The sequence below is a fragment of the Halorussus sp. MSC15.2 genome (assembly GCF_010747475.1).
Lineage (GTDB): Archaea > Halobacteriota > Halobacteria > Halobacteriales > Haladaptataceae > Halorussus.
Genome location: NZ_VSLZ01000003.1, coordinates 370,784 through 388,526, shown reverse-complemented (window position 1 = coordinate 388,526; position 17,743 = coordinate 370,784). Strand labels below are relative to the sequence as shown.

General features: G+C 64.1%; 12 protein-coding genes and 2 pseudogenes. 9 read left to right on the top strand and 5 right to left on the bottom strand.

Going from position 1 to position 17,743, the window contains the following annotated elements; translation table 11 throughout:
• The first annotated feature begins 122 nt into the window (after positions 1 to 122).
• Genes FXF75_RS13270 through FXF75_RS13260 form a run of 3 tightly spaced genes read left to right on the top strand, consistent with a single transcriptional unit; the run spans position 123 to position 1,871 of the window.
• Positions 123 to 974 (top strand): formate/nitrite transporter family protein, encoded by an 852-nt coding sequence (locus FXF75_RS13270; protein WP_163522351.1) that lies wholly within the window; start codon positions 123 to 125, stop codon positions 972 to 974.
• 58 nt (positions 975 to 1,032) lie between these two features.
• Positions 1,033 to 1,335 (top strand): UPF0175 family protein, encoded by a 303-nt coding sequence (locus FXF75_RS13265; RefSeq protein ID WP_163522350.1) that lies wholly within the window; start codon positions 1,033 to 1,035, stop codon positions 1,333 to 1,335.
• Positions 1,332 to 1,871, top strand: a complete 540-nt coding sequence (locus FXF75_RS13260; RefSeq protein ID WP_163522349.1) for a hypothetical protein — start codon at positions 1,332 to 1,334, stop codon at positions 1,869 to 1,871. Before FXF75_RS13265 ends, FXF75_RS13260 begins: the two co-directional genes overlap by 4 nt.
• 5 nt (positions 1,872 to 1,876) lie before the next feature.
• On the opposite strand, the gene aspS is transcribed toward FXF75_RS13260, so the two are convergent.
• Together aspS and FXF75_RS13250 are read right to left on the bottom strand one after the other, a co-directional pair.
• A complete protein-coding gene (aspS, locus tag FXF75_RS13255) occupies positions 1,877 to 3,178 on the bottom strand; it encodes an aspartate--tRNA(Asn) ligase (protein ID WP_163522348.1) in 1,302 nt (433 codons plus the stop codon).
• Positions 3,179 to 3,471: 293 nt separating this feature from the next.
• On the bottom strand, positions 3,472 to 4,194 hold the full coding sequence (locus tag FXF75_RS13250) for a phosphoglycerol geranylgeranyltransferase (RefSeq protein WP_163522347.1): 723 nt from the start codon (positions 4,192 to 4,194) through the stop codon (positions 3,472 to 3,474).
• Between the two features lie 51 nt (positions 4,195 to 4,245).
• On the opposite strand from FXF75_RS13250, the pseudogene FXF75_RS13245 reads away from it, so the two are divergent.
• Positions 4,246 to 4,431: pseudogene (locus FXF75_RS13245) on the top strand (restriction endonuclease); the annotation flags it as partial.
• A 266-nt stretch (positions 4,432 to 4,697) separates the two neighbouring features.
• On the opposite strand, the gene FXF75_RS13240 reads toward FXF75_RS13245, so the two are convergent.
• Positions 4,698 to 7,244, bottom strand: a complete 2,547-nt coding sequence (locus tag FXF75_RS13240; protein ID WP_163522346.1) for a DNA topoisomerase I — start codon at positions 7,242 to 7,244, stop codon at positions 4,698 to 4,700.
• Positions 7,245 to 7,611: 367 nt separating this feature from the next.
• Between FXF75_RS13240 and FXF75_RS13235 the strand changes: the two genes are divergently transcribed.
• The gene (locus FXF75_RS13235) at positions 7,612 to 9,009 is read left to right on the top strand and encodes an MATE family efflux transporter (protein WP_163522650.1); all 1,398 of its coding nucleotides are present in this window, start codon (positions 7,612 to 7,614) and stop codon (positions 9,007 to 9,009) included.
• 143 nt (positions 9,010 to 9,152) lie between these two features.
• Here the strand turns inward: FXF75_RS13235 and FXF75_RS13230 are convergent, their stop codons facing one another.
• Positions 9,153 to 9,863, bottom strand: a complete 711-nt coding sequence (locus FXF75_RS13230; RefSeq protein ID WP_163522345.1) for a lytic transglycosylase domain-containing protein — start codon at positions 9,861 to 9,863, stop codon at positions 9,153 to 9,155.
• A 581-nt stretch (positions 9,864 to 10,444) separates the two neighbouring features.
• Between FXF75_RS13230 and FXF75_RS13225 the strand changes: the two genes are divergently transcribed.
• On the top strand, positions 10,445 to 11,014 hold the full coding sequence (locus tag FXF75_RS13225; protein WP_163522344.1) for a response regulator: 570 nt from the start codon (positions 10,445 to 10,447) through the stop codon (positions 11,012 to 11,014).
• 134 nt (positions 11,015 to 11,148) lie between these two features.
• On the opposite strand, the gene gatB is transcribed toward FXF75_RS13225, so the two are convergent.
• The gene (gene gatB, locus FXF75_RS13220) at positions 11,149 to 12,636 is read right to left on the bottom strand and encodes an Asp-tRNA(Asn)/Glu-tRNA(Gln) amidotransferase subunit GatB (RefSeq protein WP_163522343.1); all 1,488 of its coding nucleotides are present in this window, start codon (positions 12,634 to 12,636) and stop codon (positions 11,149 to 11,151) included.
• 143 nt (positions 12,637 to 12,779) lie between these two features.
• Here gatB and FXF75_RS13215 point away from each other — a divergent pair, with 143 nt between their 5' ends.
• The 3 genes and pseudogenes from FXF75_RS13215 to FXF75_RS13200 all read left to right on the top strand — a co-directional run bounded on the left by FXF75_RS13215 (position 12,780) and on the right by FXF75_RS13200 (position 17,663).
• Positions 12,780 to 13,073: a hypothetical protein gene (locus FXF75_RS13215; protein ID WP_163522342.1), complete on the top strand. Its 294-nt coding sequence runs from the start codon at positions 12,780 to 12,782 to the stop codon at positions 13,071 to 13,073.
• Positions 13,074 to 13,097: 24 nt separating this feature from the next.
• Positions 13,098 to 16,681, top strand: a pseudogene (gene smc / locus FXF75_RS13205) (chromosome segregation protein SMC).
• Entirely contained in the window at positions 16,674 to 17,663 is a 990-nt protein-coding gene (locus FXF75_RS13200) for a ScpA family protein (RefSeq protein ID WP_163522340.1), read from the top strand. The pseudogene smc and the gene FXF75_RS13200 overlap by 8 nt, the downstream one beginning before the upstream one ends.
• Positions 17,664 to 17,743 lie beyond the last annotated feature (80 nt).

Below are 17,743 nucleotides of genomic sequence, written 5' to 3'. Positions count from 1 at the left end.
CGTTTCGAGGCGGGCCGTATAACCTTTATAATCCGCGCTCGTCGCGGCGGGTCGGTTCAGCGCGACGGCCGGGCCATCAGTCACTTCCGCACGCTCGGAGTAATCGTACGCCCACACCGTACATGAGTTCCGATAACGACCCGTCGCCCACCTCGTATCAGGAGATTCTGGGTCTGGAAATCGAGGAGGGACTGAGTCAGCTACAGCGCTCGAACGTCGGACTGGCGCTGTCGGGTCTGTCGGCCGGACTGGACATCGGCTTCGGTCCCTTCCTGATGGCGGTCGTAATCACGATGAGTTCCGGCGCGTTCTCCGACCCCCTGACGGGACTGCTGGTGGCGAACGCGTACGCCGTCGGGTTCATCTTCGTCGTCCTCGGTCGGTCGGAACTGTTCACCGAACACACGTCGCTCGCCGTCGTGCCGGTCCTCAACGGACAGGCGTCCGTTACCAAACTCGCCCGACTGTGGGGCGTCATCTACGTCTCCAACCTCGTCGGCGGGGCGCTGTTCTCGCTCCTCGCGGTTCAGGTCGGACCGGAGCTAACGACCGTCGAGATGTCGGCCTTCGGGGAAATTGCTCACGGACTGGTGAAGTACTCGTGGTCCACCACCGTGCTGGCGGCCGTCCTCGCCGGATGGCTGATGGGGCTGATGACGTGGCTGGTCGCCGCCGGACAGAACACCATCAGTCAGGCGTTCTTCGTCTGGTTGGTCGCGGTGGTCATCGGGTTGGCCCACCTGCCCCACTCCATCGCGGGGAGCGTCGAGGTCATGCTCGGCATGTTCGCCCGGCAGGGTATCACCGCCCTCGACTTCGCGCACTTCTTGCTGTGGTCGACCGTCGGCAACGTAATCGGCGGGTCCGTCTTCGTCGGCCTCCTCAAGTACGGCCACGGCATCCGCGGCGGGACCGACCCCGAAGACATCGACGTGGACGTCGAAGAGGGAACCGCCGAGCAGGAGTCGGGGTGAGTCGGTTGAGATATCGACCATAACCTTATACGAGAATACGCTGTAGTACACTGTATACATGCCGTCGATAAGCGCACGCATCCCCGACGACGAGGAAGCGACCTTGGAGGAGGTCGCGGACCTGCTGGAAGAGGACAAGAGTACGACTATCAGAAAGGCACTGCAAGAGGGGCTTCGGGACCTTCGCGTTCGGATTGCGGTCGAGCGCTATCAATCGGGAGAGATATCGGTCAACGAGGCGGCCCGAATCGCTGGGGTCTCTCTGGCCGAGTGGCTCGAAATCGCTCGCGAACGAAATTTGACCTCGCAGTTATCTACCGACGACTTGGATGCCGATGCTGAATCTGCACGCGAGTTATGAGAGTCTTGGTAGATGCGACGACGCTCGTCGCGTTGGGTCGAATCGGTGAACTCGACCTCCTCTCGTGTCTCGACGGTTCTCCCCAAGTCGTTCCGCGAGTCGAAGACGAAGTGACGACCGAACCTGCACGGACAAATCTCCAGCGACAACTCGAACGTGACTCAGAATCACACTTCCTCTCTTACGTCGCCGCTCCGAACTCGCCGTCTCGCTACGACGAAGCGAAGTCCGTCCTCGGAGAACCCGACGTAAACGGTGACGTGGAGATTATCACCGACGTTCTTCACGCAATCGATAACGGAAGGCCGGTCGGTGTCGTCTCGGACGACCAGCGTGTCCGAACCGTCGCACGCGGTCTCGGCGCGACGGTCACAGGGACGATTGGCGTCATCGTGCGCGCAGTCGAAGCACGTGACATGACCACCGAACAGGGCAAAGAGCTAGTTCGGCGCGTCGATAGCCACGGCTTACACATGACCGGCGAACTCCGGGAAAAAGCGTACGAACTGGTCGAAGACGCTGCAAAAAGTGAGTAGTCCGTCTACGGACTCAGACGCTGGCGGTCCCGCGGGAAGAGAACGGCCTCGCGGATGTTCTCCAGACCCAGCATCGTCATGACGAGACGCTCGCCGCCGAGTCCCCATCCGGCGTGGGGCGGCATGCCGTACTTGAACATCTTGGTGTAGTAGTCGAACGCCTCGGGGTCGAGACCCTGCTGTTCGAAGCCGTCGACGAGTCGGTCGTAGCGGTGTTCACGCTGGCCGCCCGAGACGAGTTCCATGCTCGGGGCCATCAGGTCGAACCCGGTCGAGAGCTGCTCGTCGTCGTCGTGGTCCTTGATGTAGAACGGCTTGATTTCGCTGGGCCAGTCGGTGATGAAGTAGTGCGAGCCGACGTCGTCGCCGAGCGCCTTCTCGCCCTCGGTCGGCAGGTCGTCGCCCCAGACCAGTTGCTCGTCGAGTTCGCCGGTGGCGTTGATGCGCTCGATGGCCTCCTCGTAGGAGAGTCGCGGGAACTCGCCTTCCGGGGCCTCGAAGTCCTCGTAGCCAAGCGCTTCGAGTTGGTCCTGACAGTTCTCGGCGACGCCCTCGTAGGCCGCTTTCACGACGGTCTCGCAGGCGTCCATCGCGTCGTGGTGGTCGAAGAAGGCGCTCTCGAAGTCGATGGAGGTCGCCTCGTTGAGGTGGCGCGGCGTGTTGTGTTCCTCGGCGCGGAAGATGGGGCCGATTTCGAAGACGCGCTCCAGCCCGGACCCGACCATCAGTTGCTTGAACAACTGGGGCGACTGGTTCATGAACGCTTCCTGCCCGAAGTAGGTGATGGGGAAGAGTTCGGTGCCGCCCTCCGTGCCCGTGGCGACGATTTTCGGCGTGTTGATTTCGGTACTGCCGAGTTCGCGGAACGCCTCGCGGACCGACCGCAGGACTTCGGCGCGAATCTCGAAGATGGCCTTGGTCTCCTCCTTGCGGAGGTCGAGGGTGCGGTTGTCGAGTCGCGTCGAGAGGTCGGCGTCCACCTTGCCCGAGGGGTCGAGCGGGAGTTCGGGGTCGGCCTCGGCGATTACCTCCACGGAGTCCGGGACGATTTCGACGCCGGTGGGAGCGCGCTCTTCCTCTTCCACGTCGCCCGTCACCGTCACGACGCTCTCGCGGTTGACGCCGATGCCCGTCTCCACGAGGTCGTCGTCCATCTCGTCCTTCTCGAACTTGACCTGAATCTTGCCGGTCGTGTCGCGGACGATGAGGAATGCGATGCCACCGAGGTCGCGGATTTCGTGCGCCCACCCGGCCACGGTGACCGTGTCGCCGGGTTCGGCGTCCGCGGTGTACGTTCGGTCTTCCATACCACTGAGTTCTCGTGGGGCGTTCTTAAACGCGGTCATTCGAGTCGGACGGAACTGGCGCGCCGACCCCAAAAGGCCTGTCCGAAGCTTGGTAGCAAGTGTCTCGGCGGGGCTACTCTCCGCCGTCCGCGACGCTGATGCGGACGCGCTTCTCGTCCTGGCCGAGCAGTTCCTCGACGTTCTCCATCGCCCCGTGGTAGACGGATAAGAGGTGAGTCACCGAGAACAACGGTAGAGACGGAATCAAGCACCCGACGAATACGCAGTCGGCGCAGTGTCCGCAGATACGCGGCTCAGACCGATTCGGCGGCGGTCTTCTTTGCGTCCTGTGCGCCCTCGACAGTCTCGCGGACCGCTTCGACGCCTTCGTCGTGGACGAGGTCGCCGACCACCACCACGTCGGCGTGTTCGGCCATCGTCCGCGCGGAGTCGTAGTCGTGGATGCCGCCGCCGTAGAAGAGGGTGGCTTCCTCCAGCGCGTCCGCTGCCGCTTCGACCACGTCGGGGTCGCCGAAGACGCCGGAGTACTCCACGTAGATTATCTCTTGGCCGTACATCTGCTCGGCGACCTCGGCGTAGGCCGCCACGTCCTCGGGCGACTGGTCGCAGTCGGCGTCGGTGAGTTCGGCGACGCTGGCGTCGGGGTTCATGATGACGTACGCCTCGGTGGTCGTCCGGTCCCAGTTCACGTCGCTGGTCTTGACCCACTCCTTGTGAAACCCAGTCGCCCACGCGATGTCCCCGGCGTTCAGCACGGTCGGCACGAGGTAGCCGTCGAGCGCCTCGTGGTCCACGACGACCGCCGGGTTACTCGGTTCCTGATACAGCGGCACGTCGTACTTCGCGCAGGCGTCGATGACCCGCTGCATCTTCTCTTGGGTCATGTCGAGCGTCCCGCCGATTTCGAGGGCGTCGGTGCCGGTCCGGCAGACGTCCTCGAAGGTCTCGCCCGCCGCGAGACTCTTGTCGGGGTCTAACTTGACGATGTGGTCCCATTCGGCCCACGGTGCAGTCATTATTCGTGTAAACCGTATTCCGTGCTAAAACCTCTTCGGAACCGGAGGGGAGGAACAGTCCCCGCAGTGGACGACGGAGAGGACGGACTACAAAGCTATATCGAGGCGAAGGAGCGCGCCGAGGAACTGGACGCGAAAATCGAGAAGACCGACGAACTCATCGACCAGATTGTCTACGAACTCTACGGTCTGACCGACGAAGAAATCGAAATCGTGGAGAACGCGACGAGCGACTGACAGGCAGGTATCTTTCCCTGTGCATGCAATATCCGGACGCTAGCTGTTGCTTGAGCCAATGAGTACCGCATCGACACCGCACAGCACGAGCCACACGCCTCCCCAACCGATTTCGCTTCTCGGTCGTTCCCTCCGATGCTCATTCCTCGCGCATGAGTGCGCGCCAGGGAGGCGCGCAAGCGCGCGCCGACCGCAGACACAGCAGGTATGGCACGCAAAACGACGATATAGAACGAAGAGAAACGTCTCTTCTCGGTCGTCTCTCCTCAGTCCGCCTTCGCCTGCCAGCCCCGAATCCGGTCCTCGCTGACGCCCTGTACCTCCGAGGCGACGGTCTCGACCTCGGCGTCCTTCAGGTCCTCGATGCTCTCGATGCCCGCGGCCGAGAGCTTCTCGGCGGTCTTCTCGCCGATGCCGTCGAGCGATTCGAGGTCGCTGCCAGACTCGCTCTCGCGGGCTTGGAACTCCCGGTAGTTGCAGATGGGACAGCCCAGTTCCCACGGTTCGTCGCCGTTGTGGACGACGAGTTCCGGCAGGTCGTGTTCCTCGCAACGCTCGTCGGTGACTTCGATGTCGCCCCGCCGCGGCAGCGGGAGCGAGTAGTCGCAGTCGGGATACCGGGTACAGCCGACGAGTCGAGAGCCGTTCTGGAGGTGCTTGATAGCCAGTTCTCCGCCTTCTTCGGCGGCTTCGCCGCCTCCGTCTCGTTGCTCCTCGGTCGCAACGCCCTCCCCGCAGTCGGGACAGACGCCGATGACTTCGTCGTCCTCCTCCTCGGCCTCCTCGGCCTTGCAGAGCGGACAGCCGTGGACGAACGTCTGGCGTCCGGCGAGCATCTTGACGTGCCGGAGGTCGTGGTCCTCGCACTCCTCGTCGAGGATGAGGGGCTTGCCCGTGTTCGGGAGCGGCAGGGTGTACTCGCAGTCGGGGTAGCCGTCACAGCCGACGAAGTACGACCCGTTTCGGCTCTGGCGGACCAGCAGTTCGTGGTCCGACTCCGGGCAGGGACCGAGTTTCTTGTCTGCCTTCAGCGACTCCTGCAGCAAGTCGCCGACCTCCTCGCGGGAGTCGCGCAGTTCGTCGAACACCTGCTGGAGGTACTCGCGGGACTCGTCGGCCACCTCGCTCAGGTCGGCCTCGCCCTCTGCGATGGCGGTCATGTCCTCCTCCAACTCGCGGGTCATCTCCTCGCTGACCACGAGGTCCGCGAACTTCTCGGCGGCCGTGACCACGGCCTTCGCCAGTTGCGTGGGTCGCGGCGGGTCGCCCTCGACGTAGCCCCGGTCGTAGAGCTTCTCGATGGTGTTGTGGCGGGTGGACTTCGTCCCGACCCCCATCTTCTCCATGGTCTCGATGAGCCGCGACTGGCCGTAGCGGCGGGGCGGTTGGGTCTGCTTGTCCTCGATGCTGGCGTCCGTTATCGCCAACTCGTCGCCCTCGGTCACGTCGGGCACGTAGTTCTCGGAACTGTTGTAGTAGGGGTAGACCGCGTGGTAGCCCTCCTCCACGAGGCGCTTGCCGTTCGACTTGAGTTTGTGGTCGCCCACGCTCGTGACCACCTTGAGGTGTTCCCACGTCGCGGACTCGGCGACGGTGGCGAAGAACCGCCGGACGACGAGTTCGTATATCTCCCACTCGTCGTCGCTCAACTCGCCCTTCGTCGGCACGTCCTCGGTCGGGTGAATCGGCGGGTGGTCGGTGGTCTCCTCGTCGCCCTCGGTGGGTTCGAGGTCGTCCAGTTCGAGCAGGTCGTCAGCGTCGTCGCCGAAGTGGTAGTTGCCCGAGAACGTGTCGAGCAGTTCCTCGGGGTCCAAGTCGTCGGGGTAGACCGTGTTGTCGGTCCGGGGGTAGGTCATGTACCCCGCGGTGTAGAGGTCCTCGGCGATGCTCATGGCCTGCTGGGCCGAGTAGCCCAGACTCCCGGCGGCCCGGATGAACTGCGTGGTGTTGAACGGCGCGGGCGGGTCGTCGGTCCGAGTGCGCCGGTTGACTCGTTCGACGGTCGCCGCGGCGGCCGAGTCGAGCGCGTCGAAGACGGCCTCTGCGGTCTCTTCGTCCCAGACGCGTTCGGCCTCGTTGCCGTCCTCGTCGCGGTAGAAGTACTGGGCCTCGAACTCCGCGGTCTCGTCGTCGGTGTCCTTCAGCAGGTCGGCGAACAGTTCCCAGTAGTCCTCGGGGTCGAACGCCTCGATTTCGCGCTCGCGGTCCACGATGAGCTTCAGCGTGGGCGACTGGACCCGGCCCACCGAGATGAAGTCCTCGCCCAGTTGGCGGGCCGACAGCGAGAGGAACCGGGTGAGCGCCGCGCCCCAGATGAGGTCTATCTCCTGTCGCGCCTCGCCCGCGGCCGCGAGGTCGAAGTCGAGTTCGTCCGGGTTCTCGAAGGCCTCGGTGACTTCGTTGTCGGTAATCGAGGAGAACCGCACGCGCTGGATGGGGACCTCCTCGTTGACCTCCCGAACCAGTTCCCACGCCTCCTTGCCGATGAGTTCGCCCTCGCGGTCGTAGTCCGTCGCGATGGTCACTCGGTCGGCCTTCCGGGCCAGCACGCGGAGGGTGGAGACGATGTTCTCCTTCGTGGCCTTCTTCTCGATGGGCGCGTCGATGAGTTCGACCGGTTCCACGTCGCGCCAGTCGTTGTACTCGTCGGGGAAGTCCACGCCGACGACGTGGCCCGACAGGCCGATGCACCGGCGGCCGCCCCACTTGTAGACGTTCACACCGTTCTTGCGCTCGGCGTCGGCCGACTCGCCGCTCAGGATGTCGGCGATGCGTCTGGCCGCGTTGTCCTTCTCGGTGATTATCAGTTCCATGCCTCACCTCCGACTTCGGGGGAGTGCCCGACGTGCGGGCGTCGCTCTCGGGGGAGTCCCGCGCCGCTCGGGAGTCGCTCGTCGTTCATCGTGTCCCCGCTAGGACAAGTGAATTGGTAAAGCTTTCGCCGGGAAAAATCGCAGGAAGGCGACGGGACAAGGCGCGTGCGTCGTGCGTGTGAGTGCGCGTAGACGGAACCCCGAGACGCGGACGGACGGCCACGGGGAGTGAACGCGCGGAGACGGTTTCTCGGGTGACGACTTCACTGGGAAATCCGGCAACCCCGAACGGAAGGAGTGCGCTTAAGAATCACACCCTCGACGTTCCGTCGAGAGCGTGTCGAACCCAGCGGAGAGTCGCGTCGATATGACGACCGGGGCCATCACGCCCAAACTCGTCAGCCTCGCGTGGCCGCTGGTCGCCGGGAACCTGCTCCAGACGTTCTACAACCTCGCGGACATGTTCTGGGTCGGTCGCGTCGGGCCGAAGGCGGTCGCGGCCGTCTCGCTGATGTTCCCGACCGCGTGGATGTTCGTCTCGGTGGCGATGGGCCTGACCGCGGCCTCGGTCGCGCTGGTCTCTCAGCACGTCGGGGCGGGCGACGACCGGGAGGCCGACAACGTCGTCGCCCAGACCGCGATGCTGACCGTCGCGGTCGCGCTGGTCCTCTCGACGCTCGGCTACGTCTTTCGCCACCCCTTACTCTCGCTGGTCGGGGCGCAGGGGCAGGTGTACGCCTACTCGCTCCAGTACGTCGAAGTGCTGTTCGTCTCCATCCCGTTCACTTTCCTCTTCTTCGTCTTCCGGGCGGTCCTGCGCGGCGCGGGCGACACCCGGACAGCGATGTGGCTGATGGTACTCTCGGCGGGGGCCAACGTCGTCTTGGACCCGTTTCTCATACTCGGCTACGGGCCGTTTCCGGAGTGGGGCGTCCGCGGTGCCGCCGTCGCCACGCTACTCTCGCGGGTCGTCGCGGCGGCCATCGGCGTCGCCATCCTCGTGAAGGGCGATTGGGGCGTCCGACTCCGCCTCGAAGACCTTCGGCCCGACTGGCCCGTCCTGAAGCGACTCGTGGACGTGGGGTATCCGGGCACCATCGACGGTCTCGCACGGAGTTTCGCGGCGGTGGCGATGGCGGCGCTCGTCGCGCGGTTCGGCCCGATTCCGACCGCGGCTTACGGCGTCGGTCTCCGACTGATGTCGGTGTCGTGGACCGTCTCGGGCGCGGTCGGACAGGCCACCGCGACGGGCGTGGGCCAGAACCTCGGCGCGGAGACGCCCGACCGCGCCGCGGCGGTGACGTGGAAGGGGACCGCCGGGACCATGGCGGTGCTGTTCGGCGTCGGCGCGCTCCTGTTCGCGTTCCCCGACGAGGCGATGCGGGTGTTCGTCGCCGACCCGGCGGTCGTCGCGGCGGGGGTGAACTTTCTCCGCATCATCGCGCCGTTTCTCGCGCTCTTCGGGGGTCTGATGGTCGTGCAGGGCGGGTTCCGCGGCGCGGGCGACACCCGGACCGCGATGGTGCTGTCGTTCCTCTCGCGGTGGGTCCTCCGAATTCCGGCCGCGGTGGTGCTGGCCTACGGGTGGACGCTCCCGGTGGCGGGGGTCTCGCTCGCCGGACTCGGGTGGGGCGTGGACGGTCTCTGGTGGGCGTGGTCGTTCTCGGCGGCCGGGTCGTTCGTCCTCGGCGTTGCGTGGTTCAGTCTGGGACGCTGGCGCGAGGGCGTCGTGGAGACAGAGAGAACGGCGACGCCGAGCGATTAACGAGTCGGAGCCGCGGTTGTAGACCGCGGTGCGCCGTGGTCTCTCTCGTCGAGAAACGCTCGTCGCGTTGCGCGTCCGCCGCGACGGCCGTAGACGCCGTCTGTCGATAAATCGAATCAGGTCTGCTGAGGCGACCCGTCGGTCTACGCGGACGTGAGGTACTGCTCGACGGACCAGCCCCACACGTCGCGGTCGAGCCAGTGCATGCCCCACCACGTGTAGCCGTCCTCGGTGGTCGGCCCGTTCACGATTTCGCCGACCTCTCCGTCCGAGACGGTGGCGACGAGCGTCGCTTCCGTACCGGGCTGTTTCCGCGTATTCAGCGCGGTCGTCGGCGTGACTCGGTCACCTTCGCTGAAGCCACCGCCGCCACCGCCGCCGTAGGCGTCGCGGTAGTACGCCGCGGCGTCTTTCACGTCGCTGACGTACGACCAACTGTGGTTGTAGGCGTACAGCGCGTCGTCCCAGTTCTCGGGCGCACCCGAGGCGGTGAGGTAGTTGGCTGCGGCCGGAATCGCGTCCTGATAGTCGCAGATGTCGGTGACACCGTCACCGTCACCGTCCACGCCGTAAGCGTCCCACGTCGAGGGCATGAACTGCATCGGTCCCTTCGCGCCGGCCGAGGAGGTGTCACACCCCGCCTCGTACTGACCGTGTTGGGTCTCGACCCAACCGACGCCCGCCAGATACGTCCAGTCGATACCGTACTGCTGACCGGTCTGCTGGTACTCATCGAGGTAGTGTGACGGGATAGAACCGGGTGCCCCGGCGGCCGAACCGGCCAGTCCCACGGTCGCCAGTGCAGTCGCTCCTGTTACGCCGACCTTCTTGAGCAGGTTACGTCGCGATGGCATAATGTGTTGATATAACGCAACGCCTCACAATATATTTTTTCTTATGGAGCTCAATAAATTATGTATACAATGTGATTTTAAACGTGTTCCCGTTTAGCGGACCCTCCCTGTCACGCAACCGTTCGTAGTTAGTACGGTAGACCCCCGATACTGCGACCGCTCCAAAGAACCTCGTTCGACCCCGTTCGACGGCACGTCACGACCGCGACGGTTGAATTAACCCGGTCCCGGTTAAGTTACGATTATCATGTTATCAAACCAGATAACTAGGGAAACGATTATACCACGTCCATTATGATTCCCAACGAATACTAAATGATGTCCATCGGTGTCACTCTCGTCGTCGTGGCAGTGTCGAGTTTCGTCGTTCTCGCCCCAGTCGCGGGATTCACCTTCGCCGACATCGCTGGGCGACACGGCGAGATACCACGGGGCCGGTCTTCGGAGGCGCTGACGGTAGATGGTCTCCGCTACGGTTCACCGCACGTTGCGGTCCTCCGAAATCCGTCGCTCGAACGAGGTGAAACCGTGACATCTTGGAGGTTCGTTGGGCCGTTCGATAGCGTCGATGGAGGTATCAGATGACGACCGTGTTGATAGTCGACGACGAACCGGCGATTACTGACGTCTACGAGACGTGGCTGTCGGAGTACGACTGCTTCGTCGCGCACGGCGGTTCGGAAGCGATGTCGATATTCGAGCGTCGGGGCGACGAAATCGACGTCGTCCTCCTCGACAGGCGGATGCCCGGGAAAAGCGGCGACGAGGTTCTAACGGAGATTAGAGAGCGAAACGCCGAGTGCCGGATTGCGATGATTACCGCCGTCGCGCCGAACTACGATATCGTCGATATGCCGTTCGACGACTACGTGACGAAACCCGTCTCGGGCCAGAAGATTCGAAGAACGGTCGAGACGCTGCTCGAACGGGCCGAGTACGCCGACGCGCTCGACCGATACTACACGCTCGCCACGAAATACGCAGCACTGACTGCCGCGCGACCGAGCGCGGAGCTACGGGACAGCGAGGCGTTCAGAGAACTCGAAGCGGAACTTCGCGAGGTCGAGCGCGAACTCACCGAGACGGCCACGTTCGACGACCACGAGGAATTCCAGAACCTCCTCCTCGAAGCGACTCGGGGAGCCACGTGACCGACGCGAGAGTTTATGCCCGATAGCGAGACGAACGAGGTCCGTGACCTGAAATTTGTCGCGAGAGGTCGAGGCGGTAGCGCGGTGCGCCTCTCGCGGACCGCAGAGAAATCGGTGACGCACCGACAGTTAGCCTACTCGTCCAGTCGTTCGCGGAGCAGTTGGTTCACCGACCCGGGGTCGGCGCTACCGCCGGTTCGCTGCATCACCTGTCCGACGAGGAAGTTCAGCGCCCCGCCTTCTCCGGTATGGTAGTCCTCGACGGCGTCGGGGTTCTCCTCGATGGCCGCCGTGACAGCACCTTCGATTTCACCCTCGTCGGCCTTGCCTAACCCTTCGCGTTCGATTATCGTCTCGGGGTCGCCGCCCTCGTCGAGCATCTCGCGGAGGACGGTCTCCTCGGCGTTCTTGGTGGTTATCTCCTCGGCCGCGACGAGTTCGACGAGGCGCTTGAACTCGCCGAGGCGGTCGGCGACGTCGGTTATCTCCATGTCGCGGTAGTTGAGTTCTCCCAGCAGGTTGTCCGCGACCCACGTCGCGGCGAGGTCCGGGTCGTACTCGCTGGCCACGTCCTCGTAGAAGTCCGCGACCTGCCTCGTGGACGTGAGTTTGCTGGCGGCCTCCTCGCTCAGGCCGTACTCCTCGCTGAATCGCTCGCGGCGAGCGTCGGGTAACTCCGGAATGTCGAGTTTCTGCTTCCAGTCACTGACTTGGAGCGGCGGCAGGTCGGCCTCCCGGAAGTAGCGGTAGTCCTTCTCCTCCTCTTTCGAGCGCATGGAGACGGTGATGCCACGCGACTCGTCCCAGTGGCGCGTCTCCTGCTCGACTTCTCGGCCGCGCTGGACCGCGTTCTTCTGGCGCTGGGCCTCGTAGGACAGCGCCTTCTCCGCGCCCTTGTGACTGGAGATGTTCTTGACTTCCGTGCGGTTGGCCGATTCGAGCGCCTCGTCGGTGACGTCGCCGTCGTCGCCGATTTCGTCGGCCTCGACCACGCTGAGGTTGGCGTCGATGCGGAGACTCCCGTCGCGCTGACTGTCGAACACTCCGAGATACTCGAGGACCTCTTCGAGTTTCGCCAGAAACGCCCGGACCTCCTCCGCTCCGCGGAAGTCGGGTTCGGTGACAATCTCCATGAGCGGGACGCCCGCACGGTTGTAGTTGACCAGCGTGTAGTCGGCGGTGTCGATGTTCCCGCCCTTGTGCTGGAGGCTTCCCGGGTCCTCTTCGAGGTGGGCGCGTCGGACGCCGACCGTCCGGCGCTCGCCTTCGACCTCGATTTCCAGTTCGCCGTCCTGACAGATGGGCGCGTCGTACTGGGTTATCTGGAACCCTTTCGGGAGGTCGGGGTAGAAGTAGTTCTTCCGGTGGAACGTCGTCTCTTCGGGGATGTCGGCGTCGATGGCCTTGCCGACTCTGACGGCGGACTCGACCGCCGCTCGGTTCAGGACCGGCAGCGCGCCGGGGAGTCCGAGACACACCGGACAGGTGTGCGTGTTCGGTTCGGCGTCGGCCACGTCGGTCGAACAGCCGCAGAAAATCTTCGTGTCCGTCTCCAGTTGCACGTGGACCTCCAGTCCGATGACGACCGCGAGGTCCGATTGCTGGACAGCCTGTGCAGTCATTGACCGCCAGTTTGGGGCCGGGCCGCTAAAGACTAACGAACGACGGCGTCTCCCGAGCCACGCGCGTCTGCGCCGACAGTATGGTAATAATTGCGACATGCGTCTGACGTACGTTTATGGTCCTGCCGTGGCCCATCACGGACATGAGCGACCAAGACGAGCGCGTCGAGGAACTCGAATCGAAGGTCGAGCGACTCGAAGCGACGATACAGGGACTGACCGAGGAGTTGGTGGAGGTTCACGACCGACTCGAAACCCTCGAAACGTCGGCCGAGACGTCGGCGACGAACACGGACTCAGCGAACGCGAAGACGTCGAACTCGGGCGACTCGCACGCCCGAACCGACGAAAACGACGAGTCTAAAAGCGAAGAGTCCCAGGATGAAGACGAGACGGGGGGAGAATCCGGGTTGGGCGACGACATCATCGTCGCGTGACAGGGTCCCCACGTACGAGCAACCATGCACATCAAAAAGCTCGTCTTGGATAACTTCAAGAGCTTCGGACGGCGGACCGAAATCCCGTTCTACGAGGATTTCACCACGGTCTCGGGTCCGAACGGTTCGGGGAAGAGTAACATCATCGACAGCGTGCTGTTCGCGCTGGGATTGGCTCGGACGCGAGGGATTCGCGCCGAGAAGTTAACCGACCTCATCTACAATCCCGGCCACGCCGACGCCGATGAGGAATCCAGCGGCGCACGCGAGGCCAGCGTCGAAGTGATTCTGGACAACAGCGACGGCGTCTTGGATAGAGCGCAGGTCGTCAACGCCGCGGGGTCTGAGAACGTCGACGACGTGGACGAGATTACCATCAAGCGCCGGGTCAAGGAGACCGACGACAACTACTACTCCTACTACTACCTCAACGGTCGGTCGGTCAACCTCTCGGACATTCAGGACCTGCTGGCGCAGGCCGGGGTGACGCCCGAGGGGTACAACGTCGTCATGCAGGGCGACGTGACCGAGATAATCAACATGACGCCATACGAGCGTCGCCAGATTATCGACGAAATCGCGGGTGTCGCGGAGTTCGACGCCAAGAAAGAGGACGCGCTCGAAGAACTGGAGACGGTCAAAGACCGCATCGAGGAGGCCGAACTCCGCATCGAGGAGAAACAGGACCGCCTCGACCAGTTGGCCGACGAGCGCGAGACCGCCCTCGAATATCAGGGCCTGCGCGACGAGAAACAGGAGTACGAGGGCCACCTCAAGGCCGCGGAACTCGAAGAGAAGCGAGAAGACCTCGCGCACACCCGCGAGGACATCGAGGACCGCGAGGACGAGTTGGCCGACCTCCAGCAGGAGTTAGACGAGAAGCAAGGTGCGGTCATCCGCCTCGAAGACGAGATGGAGGAACTCAACGCCGAAATCGAGCGGAAAGGCGAGGACGAGCAGCTCCGCATCAAGAGCGAAATCGAGGAGGTCAAAGGCGAGATTTCTCGGCTCGAAGACGCCATCGAGTCGGCCGAGGAGAAGATTCAGGACGCCGAGAACACCCGCCGACAGGCCTTCGTCGAAATCGACCGCAAGCAGGAGGACGTCGAGGAGTTCGAGCCGACATCCGCGACATCAAGATAGAGAAGTCCTCGGTCAAGGCCGACGTCCAGCAGAAGCAGGCCGAACTCGAGGAGGTCGAGGCCGAAATCGAGGCCATCGACACCGAGTACGATGAAGTCAAGGCCGAACTCGCCGAGCGGAAAGACGAGTTAGAGGACCACAAGAGCGAGCGCAACGACCTCCAGCGCGAGAAAGACCGCCTCATCGACGAGTCTCGACGGCGGTCGAACGCGGAGAGCGAGAAGGAACAGGAGTTGGACGAGGCCCGCGAGGCGATTCCGGAACTGGAGTCGAAACTCGAAGACCTCGACGACGAGTTGGCGAAGGCCGAGCGCAACCGCGCCCAGATAGACGACGTGGTCGAGGACCTCAAGCAGGAGAAACGCGAGTTGCAGGACGACCTCGACTCGGTCGAAGACGAGATTCAGGCCAAACAGCAGGAGTACGCCGAACTCGAAGCCAAGGCCGACCAGAGCGGCGACTCCTCGTACGGCCGGGCGGTCTCGACGATTCTGAACGCCGAGAAGCCCGGCGTCCACGGGACGGTCGGCCAGTTGGGCGGCGTCAACCGGAAGTACGCCACCGCCTGCGAGACGGCGGCCGGAGGACGGATGGCCCACGTCGTGGTAGACGACGACAGCGTCGGCCAGAACTGTATCGAATACCTCAAGTCACGGAACGCCGGGCGGGCGACGTTCCTGCCGCTGACCGAGATGCACGACCGAAACCTCCCCTCTGCGCCGAGCGTGCCGGGCGTGGTGGACTTCGCGTACAACCTCGTGGACTTCGATTCGCAGTACTCGGGCGTGTTCGCCTACGTCCTCGGGGACACGCTGGTCGTCGAGGACATGGAGACCGCCCGCGACCTGATGGGCGACTACCGACTCGTGACCCTCGACGGCGAACTGGTCGAGAAGAGCGGCGCGATGACCGGCGGTTCGAAGTCCGGGTCGCGCTACTCCTTCTCGAAGTCCGGCAAGGGCCAACTAGAGCGAGTCGCCCAGCGCATCAACGAGTTGGAGGACGAGCGCAAGTCCATCCGCGAGGACGTGCGAGACGTCGAGGACCGACTCGACGACGCCCGCGACCGGAAGAGCGACGCCACCGACCAAGTGCGCTCCATCGAGTCCGACGTGGAGCGAACCGAGTCGGAACTCGAAGACGCGAAACAGCGCATCGACGACCTCGAAGACGAACTCGTGGCGATGGAGGCCGAGCGCGAGGCCGTCAACGAGCAGATGGAGGAACTCGAAGCGGAGATAGACGACCACGAGGAGTCCATCGCCGAAATCGAGGACGCCATCGCGGAACTGGAGACCGAACTCGCCGACTCCCGGATTCCCGAACTCACCGCGGAGGCCGAGGACATCGAGGCCGAAATCGAAGAGTACGAGGACCGAATCGACGAGTTGGACGGCGAACTCAACGAACTCCAGTTGGAGAAGCAGTACGCCGAGGACGCCATCGAGGACCTCCACGACGACATCGAGCAGGCCCAGAACCGGAAGGCCGAGCAGGAGGAGAAGATAGCGGACCTCGAAGGCGAAATCGAGGACCAGGAGGCCCTGCTCGAAGAGAAGCGCGACGCCGTCGCCGAACTCGAAGACGAACTCGCCGACCTCAAGGACGAACGCGAGGACGTGAAGGACGACCTCCGGGAGGCCCAGCAGGAGCGCGACGACAAGAAGGCCGAGGTCGAGACAGTCGAGAACCGCCTCGAGAGTCTCCGGCGGAGCGAGGAGCGTCTGGAGGCCGACATCGAGCAACTCCGCGAGCAGGTCGGCGAGTACGACGCCGAGGAGATTCCCGACCTGAAGGAGGTCGAGAAGAACATCGAGCGCCTCGAACGCCAGATGGAGGAACTCGAACCCGTCAACATGCTGGCCATCGAGGAGTACGACGACGTGAAGTCCGACCTCGACGACATCGAGGAGCGCAAGTCGGTCCTCGTCGAGGAGCGCGAGGGAATCCGCGACCGCATCGACTCCTACGAGGACCAGAAGAAGGCGACGTTCATGGACGCCTACGAGGCCATCGCCGAGCAGTTCACCGACATCTTCGAGCGACTCTCGAACGGGACCGGCACGCTCCACCTCGAAGACGACGAAGACCCCTTCGAGGGCGGCCTGACGATGAAGGCCCAACCGGGCGACAAGCCCATCCAGCGCCTCGACGCGATGTCGGGCGGCGAGAAGAGTCTGACCGCGCTCGCGTTCATCTTCGCCATCCAGCGGTACAACCCCGCGCCGTTCTACGCGCTGGACGAGGTGGACGCCTTCCTCGACGCCGCCAACGCCGAGCGCGTCGGCGAGATGGTGGACGAACTCGCGGGCGACGCCCAGTTCGTCGTCGTCTCGCACCGCTCGGCGATGATGGAGCGCTCCGAGCGCGCCATCGGCGTCACGATGCAGGGCGACAACGTGAGCACCGTGACGGGAATCCAGTTGGGCGACGACGGCGACGAGGAGGTGCCCGCCGATGACTGAGGACGTCCCCCTCAACATCGCGGGCCACGACGAGGAGAAGCGCGAGCGCGAGGGCGAAGCGTCGGGTCTCTTCGGCGACGAGACCGGCAGTCCCGACTCCGAGGTTGACGCGTCCGAGGAGACAGACGACATCCTCTCGGACGAACTCGACGTGGACGCCGACGCGGACGACGACGAGGCCGAACCCGTCGAACTCCTCGTGCAACTCGCCGAGGACGGCGAAATCGAACCGTGGGACATCGACATCGTGACGGTCACCGACAAGTTCCTCGACCGGTTGGACGAGGCCGACCTCCGGACCTCGGGCCGGGCGCTGTTCTACGCCAGCGTCCTCCTCCGGATGAAGAGCGACGCGATGCTGGCCGACGACGACGAGGACGAACCCGAATCGGAGGAGGCGTGGGACGAGTGGGGACCCGGCGCGGAACCGCCGATGGACCCCGCCGACGGCGAGTTCCCGGAGTTCGACCCGGTGTCGAAGTTGGAAGACGAGATGGAGCGCCGCCTCGACCGCAAGACCGCCCGCGGGACGCCCGAGACGCTGGACGAACTCGTCCACGAACTCCGGGAGCGCGAGCGCGGGTCGTGGTGGAAGGACTCCCGAAGCTACGACACCAGCGACTCGCCCTCGGGGTTCCAGCGCGGGACCCAGACGCTGGACTACCGGATGGACGACGACATGCGTGTTGACGAGGAACCCTCCGCCGACGACGTGACCGGCACGGCCCACGAGGAGGACATCGAGGCGGTCATCGACGAGGTGCGCGAGGAACTCCGCGTCCACTACGACAAGGGGCGCGACGAGGTGCTGTACGCCGAAATCGAGCGTATCGGCGGGTCGCGCATCCAGACGTTCCTCGCGCTCCTGTTCCTCTCGCACCGCGGCGTGGTCACGCTGGAGCAGGACGACATGTTCGGCGACCTCTGGGTCGAGGACGCCGATGCCGCCGAGGAAGCCGAAGCGCCCGCGATTGCGGACTGAGGTCGGCCGATTTCCTGTCTCCCTTCGTTCAGTGCGTCAGGTGTGCGTTCGGCACACGCTGGCGTCTGCGCTCGCTACGC